General features: G+C 55.3%; 12 protein-coding genes. 7 read left to right on the top strand and 5 right to left on the bottom strand.

The features are described 5' to 3' along the window. Positions 1-15: 15 nt before the first annotated feature. The gene (locus AC2IBB_RS00325; protein ID WP_486330937.1) at positions 16-3,138 is read right to left on the bottom strand and encodes a transglycosylase domain-containing protein; all 3,123 of its coding nucleotides are present in this window, start codon (positions 3,136-3,138) and stop codon (positions 16-18) included. Between the two features lie 316 nt (positions 3,139-3,454). Here AC2IBB_RS00325 and AC2IBB_RS00320 point away from each other — a divergent pair, with 316 nt between their 5' ends. From AC2IBB_RS00320 to AC2IBB_RS00310, 3 genes are all read left to right on the top strand, one after another. Beyond that, a complete protein-coding gene (locus tag AC2IBB_RS00320) occupies positions 3,455-4,603 on the top strand; it encodes a hypothetical protein (RefSeq protein ID WP_486330936.1) in 1,149 nt (382 codons plus the stop codon). Next, the gene (locus AC2IBB_RS00315) at positions 4,600-5,367 is read left to right on the top strand and encodes a hypothetical protein (protein WP_486330935.1); all 768 of its coding nucleotides are present in this window, start codon (positions 4,600-4,602) and stop codon (positions 5,365-5,367) included. The genes AC2IBB_RS00320 and AC2IBB_RS00315 overlap by 4 nt, the downstream gene beginning before the upstream one ends. 136 nt (positions 5,368-5,503) lie before the next feature. After that, on the top strand, positions 5,504-6,271 hold the full coding sequence (locus tag AC2IBB_RS00310) for a hypothetical protein (RefSeq protein WP_486330934.1): 768 nt from the start codon (positions 5,504-5,506) through the stop codon (positions 6,269-6,271). Between the two features lie 103 nt (positions 6,272-6,374). On the opposite strand, the gene AC2IBB_RS00305 is transcribed toward AC2IBB_RS00310, so the two are convergent. Then, complete coding sequence (locus tag AC2IBB_RS00305; RefSeq protein ID WP_486330933.1) at positions 6,375-7,250, bottom strand: LysR family transcriptional regulator; 876 nt, start codon at positions 7,248-7,250, stop codon at positions 6,375-6,377. Between the two features lie 113 nt (positions 7,251-7,363). Here AC2IBB_RS00305 and AC2IBB_RS00300 point away from each other — a divergent pair, with 113 nt between their 5' ends. The 3 genes from AC2IBB_RS00300 (at position 7,364) to AC2IBB_RS00290 (ending at position 11,120) form a co-directional block, all read left to right on the top strand. Then, a complete protein-coding gene (locus AC2IBB_RS00300) occupies positions 7,364-8,569 on the top strand; it encodes an MFS transporter (protein ID WP_486330932.1) in 1,206 nt (401 codons plus the stop codon). A gap of 66 nt (positions 8,570-8,635) precedes the next feature. Then, entirely contained in the window at positions 8,636-9,511 is an 876-nt protein-coding gene (locus AC2IBB_RS00295) for a substrate-binding periplasmic protein (protein WP_486330931.1), read from the top strand. 274 nt (positions 9,512-9,785) lie between these two features. Then, a complete protein-coding gene (locus AC2IBB_RS00290; protein ID WP_486330930.1) occupies positions 9,786-11,120 on the top strand; it encodes a reverse transcriptase family protein in 1,335 nt (444 codons plus the stop codon). A 22-nt stretch (positions 11,121-11,142) separates the two neighbouring features. Here AC2IBB_RS00290 and AC2IBB_RS00285 read toward each other — a convergent pair whose 3' ends face one another. Then, positions 11,143-11,508: a thiol-disulfide oxidoreductase DCC family protein gene (locus AC2IBB_RS00285; RefSeq protein ID WP_486330929.1), complete on the bottom strand. Its 366-nt coding sequence runs from the start codon at positions 11,506-11,508 to the stop codon at positions 11,143-11,145. Between the two features lie 19 nt (positions 11,509-11,527). Next, complete coding sequence (locus tag AC2IBB_RS00280; RefSeq protein ID WP_486330928.1) at positions 11,528-11,977, bottom strand: tellurite resistance TerB family protein; 450 nt, start codon at positions 11,975-11,977, stop codon at positions 11,528-11,530. 116 nt (positions 11,978-12,093) lie between these two features. Between AC2IBB_RS00280 and AC2IBB_RS00275 the strand changes: the two genes are divergently transcribed. Further along, the gene (locus tag AC2IBB_RS00275) at positions 12,094-13,029 is read left to right on the top strand and encodes a hypothetical protein (protein WP_486330927.1); all 936 of its coding nucleotides are present in this window, start codon (positions 12,094-12,096) and stop codon (positions 13,027-13,029) included. Between the two features lie 6 nt (positions 13,030-13,035). Here the strand turns inward: AC2IBB_RS00275 and AC2IBB_RS00270 are convergent, their stop codons facing one another. Then, on the bottom strand, positions 13,036-13,506 hold the full coding sequence (locus AC2IBB_RS00270) for a DUF411 domain-containing protein (protein WP_486330926.1): 471 nt from the start codon (positions 13,504-13,506) through the stop codon (positions 13,036-13,038).

Here is a 13,506-nt window from a genome sequence, read left to right as displayed (position 1 = left end):
GCGACCTCTCTGAGGCTATAACGACGGAAGCATCTCCACTTCCGTCTGCGCCAGTTCCTGGTGCGGCTTCACAGTATCGATGCAAAGCGTTACGTCGCCGGGGGTGAGGTAGGGCTCCAGAATCGGCGCCATCCCCCGCAATACCTGCACCGGCAGCGCGGAAGTGAAATGGAAGTCGCTGGCGGCTTTGCCGGGTACGTAGGCGGTAAGGGTTCCGAAATGGTTGCCGCCCAGGTAGAACACGAAGGTGGCGGTGCGGTTAAGCGCCATGCCGCCGCTGCGGTGGCCATTATCAGAGATATTGAAGATGCGGTTGTCGCCGGTGCCTGTCTTGCCGCCCAACGCCAGCATGCGTCCGTCGGGTAGCGTGAAGCCGCCTTGCAGACGCCGTGCTGTGCCGGCTTCCACTACGTCCGACAGAGCTTCTCGCAACGCCGCCGCCACATAGGGGTCCATTACCCGGTCTGCAGTGGTGCGATAGTGTCTCAATTTCACTTCATAAGGCGTTTCCGCGGCGAAATGCAACTGATCCAGGCGGAAGGTGGGCAGGCGCAGGCCATCGTTGAGGATGATGCCCATCAGCTCCGCCAGGGCGGCGGGACGGTCGCCGGAGCTGCCCAGGGCGGACGCCAGCGACGGAACCAGATGGTCAAAGGGATACCCCTGGCGTCGCCAGCGTTGATGCAGGTTGGCGAAAGCCTCCACTTCAAGCATGGTGCGGATGCGGGAGTCCTGGGCGTTTTTAGCGCGGGTGCGGAACAGCCAGCCGTAGACTTCCTGACGATGCTCGCCGCTGGCGGCTGAGATATCGGCGAACTGCGCCTGTGGATGCTTTTGCAGGTAGGCCAGCAACCACAGCTCCAGCGGGTGCGTTTCGGCGATATAGGCTTGATCTGGAAGGCTGAAGGCCCCAGGGGCGTAGCGTTCGAATAACTCTTCCATGCGGGCGGCGCTGGGGCGGTCATGAGGCAGTCGCTGCGTCAAAAAAGCTTCAAAGGCGCGCAGATCCGAGTAGGGGAAAATATAGCGGTGCACCGCCGCCAGCCTTACCGGATTAAGGCGCAGGCGATCCAGAAATATGTCCAGTTGCTCCTCGCTGCTTTTACCCTGATACGCGTTCCAGAACCGTTGCAGGAAGATCAATCCTTCGCGATCAGCGAAGCGCGCAAGGTATTCATGGCGACGGGGATCGTGAGGGTCGCCCAGTAATTGCCGGCTGTTCTGCTGGTTGGCGTTGATTTCATGACGCACCAAATCCTGCAGCAGGCGTACGAAAGGCAGATTGATGGACTCTCTCAGAGACTCCCGTAAAGTGGGAAAGCGATGATTATCCTGGCGACTGAAGTTACGGAAGGTATGCACGCCGCCGCCGGTGAAGAATATCTCTTCCGGATTGGCGGAATAACGTCTCTCCAGCGCCGCCTGCAGCATGGGCGGCAGGGATTTGTCCTCCGTCTGGTTCAGGTACTCCAGGGCCCAGGCGGTGATGGGATCATGCGACGCCTTGGCGGCGCGGCGCAGGACTTCTTCGTCCTCGGCGGCGTAAGTCAGGTGCAAGGTGGCGACCAACTCCAGATAGCTGGCCAGCACCCTCAGCTTGGCGGTGGAGCCCAGCTCCAGCTTGCTGCCTTCGTTGATGTCGAAGGGCTGCCCGGTGTTGTCGGTCTGCACCCGCACCCGGTTGCCAGTGGCGGAACGTTCGAGCAGGGTGAAGCTGTAATACACCTCTCTAGCCTGCCCCTCTGACAGTAAACGCGGCCCTACCAGTCCGGTGGCCTTGGCGAATTCAGGGTCGCTGAGGCCGCGCAGGTAGGCGGATACCTGATGCTGCAGACTGCCCTGCAAAGTGGAGGAGGCGATCAGGTCAGTGCGGTCCAGATCGTAGAGGGATAGATTGAACATTTTCGCCAGCCTCAATCGCGTTACATTGACGCCTTTGTCTGCGTCCACTGGCGTGACCACTCGGGCTTCCATGAAATCGCGATACTGGGTGCGCTGCGCCAGGGCGGCGTCCCGCAACGGCGCGCTGATCTCGCCGCCGTTGGCCATCAGACGCAGGTAGCTGTTGGTGAGACTTTCCAGATTGGCGCGCCCCTGCATCAGATAATAGGAAGGACGCCGGTGCGCGATCATTAGCGATAGAACCTGACGCAGCGCCTGAGCCTGTTTTTCCAATAGCTCTCCTTCGGCGCCGTTCATGCTCAGTAAGTGGTTGGACTCGTTGAAGTCCGCTCCGAACCAGACCCAGAGACCGTCGCCGACGCCATGCACCTCTCCTTGGCCCGGCGCAGCGGCCAGCGGCACGGTGTTAAGGTAGGACATCACCAGTTCCTTGCGGGCGGTCAGGGTCTCTGGACCGGTCTGATAGGCGCGCACGCTGGCGGACAGCATTTGCAGCAGTTTATCCCGGGGTGAGGAGGTGAGCCCCTCGGCGGAGTGTCGATACTTTTCTATCTGCGTGGCCAGAGTGCTGCCGCCCATTGAGGAGAAGTCGCCGCCCAGGGTATTGCCGATACGCACCACAGCGGCTTTGCTAAAGCGGCTCCAGTCCACCGCAGGATTGATCAGGGGATGGTCTGTGTCCAGCAGGTCGCGATTTTCGATGAACAGCAGGGTGCTCGCCACCAGCGGCGGAACCGATTCAAAGTTCTTGTAAACGCGCTGTGGATAACGGTTGCGGTACATCACGTCGCCGCGGCAGTCGAGAATATCCAATCCTGCCTGCGACTTCTCCCGATAAGGCGGGAACAGGCCGTGGGAGGTGTATTCCATCAACGCAGGGGAGAAACTGGCCTGGGTTTTGATCTCCCAGTTCTGATGATCCAGTTGTTGTAAGTAGTTCGGTAGAGAGACGTAACCCAGACGTTGGTCGAAGGGGCCCTCATGGGGATAACGCACAGACTCAGCCGGACCCGCATTGAGGTTGTAACTCAACTGACCGGCGTAGCGCGAAAACAGCCGCGCCTGGATGCGGGAGGTGTGGCTTTCAAAGTAAAAAAGAAGCATCCCCACGACCAGAAAGGCCACGGTAACACGCAACAGTACCCGCTTAATCCCTCCCCCTTGCTCACCCTCGACAAAAGAGGACAGAGAATCCGTCTGGGACTCGGGGTCAGGGAGATGAATATGCGGAAACACGCCCATCTTTGAACCGAACGCAAGTACTGTTGCTGATTGTGACGACGACAAGGACTGTCATAGATCTGCGCCGTATTACTACTCCCCGGCGGGCCTACGCCTTCACTCTCAGTATAGTCCACCGCACCCCGGCGCGTGCGGGCGGTAACGAAATTTTACGGATTCGGATGTGGGGGGCGATAGTGTTTCAGTGAAAAATTACTGAGTTAACCTAGGGATGACACCATCTCCCAATTGGACTCGGCCATGAGGTCAATAGGCAAAGGTGTGTATATTGCTAGGATTATTGCTTTTACAGCCAGCTCAGGAAAGTACCATGCAAGAAAGCAATATCCCCGCCCAGCACCAATTACTTGATCTTGAAAATCCATTGCCGTCATGGAATTTAAAGAAAAAGGCCACAGGTAAGAAATTGATGATCACCAAGGAGGCTGACACCTTCATGCGTGGTTTGAACCTTTACGAAAAAACAAAGGTTTATAATGAGGTGCTAAAGCTAGCCAGCGAGGGGGGATATGGGCGGTTTAGTAAGGGTTTCAGGAAAGAACCCATGTTCATGAGGCAGAAGAAGTGTTCAGGGGGAATTAGCTTCATGTATAGCGTGAATCCTGAAATGATAATTATTAATCGGATGACCGTCGAGCTAGAGGCGACAGACCTTCTTACACCAGTGAATAAACAGCAAATGGGACTGTTTGAAGTCAAGCGAGCATCGGGTATTCGATGGCATGAAGGTTCCACTAGGGAGGATGCGCAAAAATTGGAGAGTGCGTGGGGAGACCCTATGCCGGTAGCGTCTATAAAAACCGAACATGTCGCAATCAACGGAATGTCAAACGATCTAAACAAAGCTAGATGGCTAATGGGTGTGCATATGGACACAGCATATTGGGACGATAATGCAAAAGCCTATACACTCGTTTACAACCCTACCCGTGGAAAAAAGGATATTTTTGAGTGCATTCAAGACAGGGTCTCAACCTCTAAGCTTGCGGAGTTCCTGGCAATTATGTTGATAGAAAGTCAGCAAAAAGGCGCGAAGCGTAAATGGACGGCCCATAGTCAGGGTGGGATTATCATGACCCGAGCAGTAGAGCTGGTGAATATGCGTGGAGTAAGGTTGGAAGGGCAGCGCGTTTCCATTCATGCTGGCGGAAACTACAAGACGCGAGCAGAGAACGCATTTACAAAAGCAGGGATGATCATCGACGAAATCAGACGGGACCACCCAGATGATTTTGTGCCCAACCTTTTAGGTTTTAACGATCTGTCTCTCGGTTCATTTATTCGTGGCATACGTAGCAGGAAACTCGTAATAGGTGATGACCGTCCTGTTGAAGTTAGTCCGCATACACTACCTTACCTTGGCAGAGAGTCTGCTATCCGTCATCTACAGATGAATGGTTATCATAAAAAGGCGGAAAGGCTGGCGAAGCTAACCATGAAGGAACTCGACTTGTTATGATTAAACAATTCGTGAGGCCGCTTATTACTGGTAAAGGGCCGAACTTTTCAGAGCTGAACGTAAAGGAGTGCGGAATTGGTGACTACCAATTACGGTACAAGCTGCCGGGGAATACTATTGATGTTGGTATGCCTGACGCCCCAGTTCCATCTAGGCTTAATTTAAACGCAGACCTATTTGATTCGTATGGCCCCAAGAATCTATATAACCGTACTTTCGTTCAAATGGAGTTCGAGTGGTGGGCTTACAGAGGGTTTATTTTACAGGGAGATTCTGGGCTGCTAAGCAAGATGAGCTTGCATATCGACGTTAACCGAATAAATCCCAATTCACCCCTTGGTGGAAGTGATCTCGAAAGTCTGGAGACTTATCTGAGAGAGGACTATTGGGATTACTACGAAGCAGAAAAAAATATTGATGGAGTGCCGGGAAGCAACTGGCAGAAGCGATATGATTTTGATAACCCTGACGAGGTAAGAGCTAAGGGTTACATCCCTGTCAGGAGATTGGTGTTAGTACTGCTACCAGAAATCTACGTTAAGGAACGGATCAATGGTGTTGAGTGGTTACACTATAGCATTGATGGAGAGGGGATTGCTGGCACCAATATTACATATTATTGGGCCTATCCATTGACCAATAATTATTACCTTACGTTTAGCTTTCGGACGACGACTGAATTAGGTCGTAATGAACAGAGATATCAGCGAATGCTTGAAGACGCTAAGCAAATCATGTCAATGGTAGAACTGTGTAAAGGGTGATTCACTCCGAACATGTCGCAAATGCCTGATTAGCGCCGGAGAGATTGCTCTTGCGATATCAGGCGATTCTATCTGTAACCAATTTCAGTACTCCATTCAGTCATACGTGTCTCCTATATAGGAATTCGGCCTAATTATGATCAAAAAAGTGATGAGGCCGCTTTTGACAGGCAAAGGGCCGAGCTTTTCAGAGCTGATTGCAAAGGAGTGCGGAATTGGTGACTACCAATTACTGTATAAGCTGCCAAGTAATCCTATTGATATTGGTGTGCCTGACACTCCTGTTCCTTCGAGGGTTAATTTAAATGCGGACCTATTTGATTCGTATGGGCCAAAGAAGTTGTATAACCGTACATTTGTGCAAATGGAGTTTGAGAGGTGGGCTTACAGAGGGCGCTTTTTGCAGGGAGACTCAGGGCTGCTGAGCAAGATGAGCTTACATATTGACGTTAATCATGCAGAGCGCCATACAGAGTTTCATGTAGGCGATCTCGAAAACTTGGAAGCGTATTTGAAAAAGGACCTTTGGAACTATTACGAAACGGAACGCAATATTGATGGCGAGCAGGGGGCAAATTGGGAAGCAAGATATGAGTTTGAGCACCCTGACGAAATGAGGGCCAAAGGTTACGTTCCCCCTGATACACTGGTTTTGGTCCGTTTACCTGAAATCTATGAAAGGTCACCTATTAATGGTTTGGAGTGGCTCCATTACCAAATTAGAGGTGAAGGAATTCCTGGACCTAGGCATACTTTTTATTGGGTTTATCCGCTGACAAATAGTTTCTACCTAACTTTCAGTTTTTGGATGACAACAGAAATTGGAAATAGAGAGCTAAAAGTTCAGAAAATGTACGAAGACGCTAAGCGCATCATGTCCATGGTTGAGCTACGTAAAGAGTAATAACGGCGCTGGCCCCTCACTTAATCAGAACCTGTGTGGGGCCAGTTGTTATTAATTTGCCCCTTTTATGACAGTCCATACCTGTCTCCATCTCAAGCTACCCTCAACGCCCACTATGCTCCAATAAAAACTCCACAAAGGCCTGGTTTGCTCGGGAGAGGTAGCCGTTGCGGCGCCAGGCGATGCTGAGGTCGAGCCAGATGGGGGGATCGAAGGGGATGGTGACGAGGCTTTCGTTTTCTTCCACTACCATTCCCAGCAGGGTGGAGATGCCGAAGCCTTGTTTGATGATGGATTTGATCAGTGGCAGCAGGTTGGTTTCGAAACCGATGTTGGGGGTGACGCCAGCGGCTTTGGCGAGTCTGTCGACCACTTTGCGGTGAAAGTAGCCTTCTTTGAACATCACCAGCTCCTCTTGGAAAAACTGCTCCGGCGTGACGCTTTTCTGTTTGGCGAACGGGTGTTCCTGGGACACGGTCACCAGCATTTGCTCTCTTAGAAAAGGACGGGCCTCCAACTCCTCCGGCACAAATTCCGCCACGATGACGCCCAGATCCAGTTCCCCTTGCTCCAGCATTTGCTGCAAACGCCAGGTGCCGCCTTCGATCACCGATAGATTCAGTGTGGGATAACGATGGCGAAAAGCCATCAGGATGGGCGGAAAGTAGAACGAGCCCAACATACTGGGCACCCCCACGCGCACTTCGCCGCGAGTCAGGCCTTTCAACTCGCTCATCTCCAGCGCCGCGTCGTCCGCGGCTCTTAGTATCTTTTCCGCATGGCGATATAGAATCGCGCCCTCGTCAGTGAGGGATATGCGGCGGTCGTTACGGTGCAGCAGCGTTAACGTCAGCTCCGTCTCCAGTTTGCGCAACGCCATACTGACCGCCGGTTGCGCGACACCGAGGGATTCGGCGGCGCGGGTGAAACTGCCGAGGCGTGCGACTTCATAAAAATAACGCAGGGTTTTAATATCCATAAGCAATCGTTATCAACTGTATAAGCAGCATATATTTTATTGATGATAACTGTAGCTCTATAGTGACCCTGCATCCAGCTTCATTTCAGGAAAGGCGGTTGAGGGGCAGTAGCATGATCGAATCAGGCGGCAGACAATTCTGGTTGGCGACATTGGCGCTGTGTATCGGCTCCTTCATGACGTTCGCCAACGTCTACATCACCCAGCCACTGCTGCCGATGATCGCCGACGCTTTTGACCTGACCGTGTTGGAAGCCAACGGCAGCTTCACCATCACCACGCTGATGCTTGGTCTGTCGCTGCTCATATACGGGCCGCTTTCCGACGCCGTTGGCCGCAAGCCCATCATGCTTATTTCACTGGTCGGCGCTACAGCGTGCACCTTGTTGCTGACGCAGATTGAATCCTATTCCGCCCTGGTCGCGCTACGCGCCGCTCAGGGCTTTTTCCTCGGCGGACTTCCAGCGGTGGCCATCGCCTACATGGGGGACGAGTTCTCGCCCAAGGCGCTGCTGTTCGCCGTGGGGTTGTATATTGGCGGCAACAGCCTAGGCGGCATCGGCGGACGCCTGATAGGCGGTTTTGTGGGTGAAGCGTTTTCCTGGCGATCCGCCTTTGTGGCGATGACCATTGTCAGCGCTCTGTGTCTGATCGTATTCGCTCTGATGCTGCCCAACTCTCGCGGCTTCACTCGTAAACCGCTGCGGCCGCGGCAGATGCTGGCGGACCTGAGCGGGCACCTGCGTAATCCAATATTGCTCACCTGCTACCTGATCGGCGGCCTGAACTTCTTCATTTTCATCAACCAGTACAGCTATATTATCTTCGTGCTGGAAGACGCCCCGTTCAATTTGTCCGCTCAGTATCTGGGGCTGCTGTTTCTGACCTATCTGGCCGGCACGGTGGGATCGTCCCTGTCCGGCAAGATTGCCTTAAAAGTCCCTCAGCCCCTGTGCATCGCCCTGGGCGTAGCCATTCTGATGAGCGGAACACTGCTGACTTTGGCGCAAACGCTGCCCACGATCATTGCGGGGCTGCTGATCAACAGCTTCGGTTTTTTCCTGGCGCATTCCTCCGCCAGCAGTCTGGTTAATCGCAGCGCCCGCGGGGCCAAAGCCAGCGCATCTTCTCTGTATCTGGTGTTTTATTACCTCGGCGCCAGCAGCGGCGGTTTTTATCTGCATCCGTTCTGGAGCGCCATGGGTTGGGACGGGGTTGTGCTGGGGTCCATGCTGGTGCTGACCGGCGTTTTGGGGGCCGCCATCTGGTTATATCGTCGGGAATGCGAACCAGTTGGAGAACCTGACGTCTGCGTGTGATGCCTTCTTCTTTTGTCTATGCTTAACTAAGGGGATTTGCAGGTCAGCCGGACGGGGAAGAAATTTGTGCGTACATTACGTTGGGCGGTGGCGTCCGCGTTATTGTTAATGGCGTTCACGGTCGTTGCGGAAACCATAGTAGTGCGGTATCCGCGACCAGAGGCGGATATTGATAAGCGGACAGAGTATCCGTTGAAACTGCTTGAGCTGGCGTTCCAGAAAATGAGCGTCGACTACAGGCTGGTTCCTACCGATCAACTGATGAATCAGGGCCGCGCCCTGCAGCTGTTGCGATCCGGCGCCAATCTGGACGTAGTTTGGAGCATGACTTCAGAGGAGCGTGAAAAGGAATTGTTGCCGGTGCGCATTCCGATCTACAAAGGCCTGATTGGCTGGCGCATCTTTTTGATCAATGAAAGCGATGTGGAGCGCCTCAGTCGTCCCATGACCGCGCATGAATTGAAACAGTTTCTGATGGTGCAGGGCCACGACTGGCCGGATGCGAAAATTCTGCAGATGAACGGCTACAAGGTCTTGGGCACGCCCAATTATGAGACCATCTTCGATATGCTGGCGCGTCGGCGCGTAGACCTGTTTCCCCGCTCTATCGTGGAAATCTGGGCGGAGCTGGAGAATCATCGCGATATAGGCCTGGCCATTGAGCAGACTAAGATATTGCGCTATCCCACCGCCTTTTATTATTTCGTCGCCCCCGAAAACAAAGAGCTGGAAGCACTGATTGAAGAAGGTTTGTTACGGGCGCTGGCGGACGGTTCTTTTGACGATATGTTCTACTACTACCATGGCGAAATGCTCAACAACGCCAAGCTGGCGCACCGTGAAGTGTACATGCTGACCAATCCCATCCTGCCTGAAAAAACTCCTTTGCACCGGGAAGAGCTCTGGTATCAGGGCTACGAGGACTCGCCTCGGGTGCGTTGAGGCTTTTCGCGCCAGGCTTCCGGCGTTGACAAGGGCGTTTGTTCTCCTCTACTTTGCACAGCGACGACGCTTCAAGCGAGCGTGATCCAGAACCGGCTCGACCGGGCCTGATCCGTTGCTCCGGGGCTACCCCGGGGTTACATGTTGACTGAACATATCGCCGTCCATACGGCCCTACGCCAAGGCGTAGACCTGTATCGACCATGGGAGGAGGGTTGGAGCGTCGTCCTCTTTCCTTTTATTGGCGTCCAATACTCTGCAGGGACTTTTGGCGATGAGATATGACCGCTGGCTGGCCGCCCGCCTCGCCGACGCATACCTGTCCGGCCCGCCGACAACGCGGGAAATGAATCAGCGCGCCGCTCTGTCCCTGGCGCAACACCCTGACTGGCTTTCGCCATTGACGCGCCGGATGCGGGCGCGGTTCCATCTGGCCTGGAAAACCACCTCCGCCCATACGCTGACTGAAGCCATTCTGGCTGACCGGGGTTTTCAGCGAGGCCTTGCCTTGTCTTCCGGTGCTGTTCAACTGCGACAGATATTTTTGCCGCCGCCTCAGGAACTGTCGCCAGATTGTCCGGCGACGCAATGGGGTTTGCCGGCGCTGCGTTGCGCTGGCGACCTGATGCACTGGCTGCGACTGACCCCTGAGGATCTGGATTGGCTGACGCAAGCCCGTGGAGCGCCGCTCAAGCCTGCTTCTGCAGTAGGACATTACTATTATCGCTGGCTGGATAAACCCCGTGGCGGCGCCAGATTGCTGGAAGCGCCTAAATCCTGGTTGAAGACAGTGCAGCGACGTATCCATCAGGAGATACTAGCTCCGCTTCCCCTGCATGACGCCGTTCATGGCTTTCGCGCACAGCGCTCCAGCCTGACTCACGCTCGCGTCCATCTCGGACAGCCATTGTTGCTTAAGTTTGACCTCAAGGACTTCTTTCCGTCGGTAACTTATGCGCAGATTTATCGCGCATTCCGGCGGCTTGGATACGGTCATCAGGTTGCGCGTCTGCTTAGTAAGCTGTGCACTCATGTCACGCCCAATGAGATATTCGGCCATCCTGCGACGCGTCATATGGAACGCGGCGATGAGCTATTCCGTCGCGCGCATTTGCCTCAGGGCGCGCCTACGTCCCCGGCGCTGGCCAACCTCGTCGCCGCCCACCTGGATCGGCGTCTGGGCGCGCTGGCTGACAGTATGGGGCGGCGTTACAGTCGATACGCCGATGATTTCGTTGTATCGGGCCCGACGATGAGCCCCGGCTCGATAGAGCGTTTACAAACGTTGGTCGGCGCTATCGCACTGGAAGAAGGCTTCGTTCTGAATACGCGCAAAAGCGCGGTGATCGGACAGGGTGCGCGGCAGCAGGTGGGAGGCGTGGTGGTGAACGCCAAGGCCAATATTCCGCGCAAGGATTACGATGAGCTGAAAGCGGTGCTGCACAACTGTGTGCGTTTCGGTCCCGTTGGACAGAATCGCCAGGGCCATGAGGACTGGGCGGCGCACTTGAGGGGGCGAATCGCGTATATGGCGGGAATTAATCCGGAAAAAGGGCGCAAGTTGCTGGCGTTGTATCAGCGTATCGACTGGCCGCAGGAATCCGTCTAAGCGTCATCGCTGCAGCCGAAGTTTAAACGCGTCCGCTTTTCTGCAGGCGTTGCATGACGCTACGGCGATACCAGCGGGACAGCCAGCCTTTCAAGCCGGGCAGATTCAACAGCCAGGCCAGGGGACGCAGAATCAGAGTGCGGCGCATGAGCAGGATGTAGGCGTCCAGTTCCCGATGAACATCGCCGTTTTCATCGCGTACGTGCAGCTCTGTCAAGGCGGCGTGAGGGTCGATGCCTTCGCGGCGCAGGTCGTCATCGCGGCTGGTGATATCCAGCCAGCACACTTCCGCGGCGCGGTCTCCCGCCAGTTTTTCGTAATGGCGGCGGTCGCGTACGCAGCGAGGGCAGGCGCCGTCGTAGTAAACCGTCAATTTAGGTTGGACCATTGTCTCCCTCCCGTGCGGTTCAGGCTTGCTTTTGCGCTTCCAGTTTAGCGCGAATGAACTCCGCATGGGGCACATAGATTAACTCCGCCGCCCGTCGCACAAAATGCTCCTCATACTTGTCCAACTGGCCATCAGCGTAAGCCACGCGCCACAGGTTAAGAATGATGCTGTATTTATCCTGGGGGGAGCAGATTTCGTTGATATGCGAGGTGAATTCATACAGGGACGTGGCGCTTTCGGCCTCTTTGGCGGCGGCTTCCATCAGCTCGGTCAACTCGGCGCCGTCCACGTTAAATGCTTGTCGTACATACTTCTCCACCACCTGCAGCTCCGCGTTATCCACGTGCTGGTCTACTCTGGCCAGTTGTATCAACAGGGCCGCGGTGACCCGCTCCAACGCCGGTTGCTTGATCGGCATGCGCGCGTCAGCGGCCAGTTCCTGAAAGATCGCCTGTAACTTTTTCAGCATGAATACTCCCATGATATGATGTGGCGTTTATCGCCGTCGGGCGCTTTTCGACTTGCCCCTGACGGAATTCATACCATCATTAACTGATGGATACTCCGCTAACAACAGGCAAGGCTATGAGTTCAGGGATACTACGCGGAGCTGTCATCGTCGCGGCCATATCTATGATGTATGGTTGCGGAGGCGATGAATCAACCGCGCAGCCGCCGGAGATTCCCGAAAAAGGAATCGCGGCGCTGGTGCAGGCGAACTTACCCGCTTCCGGCGCGCAGGCGCAGGTGGGCGCGGTGATTTTCAAGGATAGCGTACGACAGCCCTTGGTGGGCGGCGATGTGATTTTCGCCGAGAGCGCCATCGACAAGGTGCGCCTGAATGCGCTGGAAAATCTCAGCGGAGATTATCAGGGCTTGCTGGAAGTCGCCTCCGAATATGACACGCTGTATTTCAGCGTGGAATATGATGTGACCGCCGCCCAGGATAAAAACTGGTTCGCCACCGGTCTGCCGGACGTAAACGCCCACCCTGGCGAACTGGTGGGGCTGACTACCTCCATAGAATTCCCTCCGGCCATTCATCTGGCTTCCCCTGCCGCCCAAATGGAATACGCAGCGCGTAGCGACCGCATTGCGTTGCAGTGGGCGCCGCTGGGCGAAGACGATCAGATCCGTTATACCGTGCGCGGCCGCTGCGACTATAGCAACGGCCGTCGGCAGTATTACACCCGCTCTGAAGTATTGGGACGGGAAGACGGCGCTGGCGCGGCGGAAGGGTACGCGGAAATCAAAGTAGGGGACATCATCGCTTCACAGGATGGCGCAGAAAGCGGTTTCCTTGCCGATATGAGCGCGCGTCTGGTCGGCGCCGTGGTGGATGCGCTGACGTTTGGCTCCCCGGAAGTGGACATGCGCAACGGCGAGTTGCAGTCCTGCGAGTTTGATTTGTCGCTGTTGCGCGAACGTATTTCCACGCCCGCGCAGCCTTTCGACGGCGGGCGCATCATCGCCAGCCGCAGCGACACCGTGCGGCTGTATTATCACCCCATCGGCGAGTAACGCGGCTTATTCGTAGTGACTGTAGGGAACGGCTCCGCCGTCCTTGCTCACCAGCAATACGTCAAACTTGGCTTTGACGCCGGGAACCTCCATTCCCGGCACGTTTTCCCCGGCGGGCATTCCTGGAACGCTGAGGCCCAGGGCGTCAGGTTTTTCCTGCAACAAACGCTGAATATCCGCCGCCGGCACGTGGCCTTCGATCAGATAACCATTAACGAATGCTGTGTGACAGGAAGCGAGTTGCGGCGCCAATCCCGCCTGCTGCTTCACCGGTGACACATCAAGGGTTTCGTGCACGGTGACGTCGAACCCGGCGGCTTTGACGTGATCGACCCATACTTTACAGCATCCGCAGGTCGGCGACTTGTAGACGGTCATTTCTTCCGCCGTGGCTTGCTGTGCGCCGGCGAATCCAGCGCTCAGCGCCAGCAGGACGCCGCTGAGGCGGCGCGGCAAGGTTGAGATATTTGTGATCAT

Source organism: Hahella sp. NS-SX17 (assembly GCF_057367735.1).
This window is presented reverse-complemented; position numbering and strand designations above follow the sequence as displayed.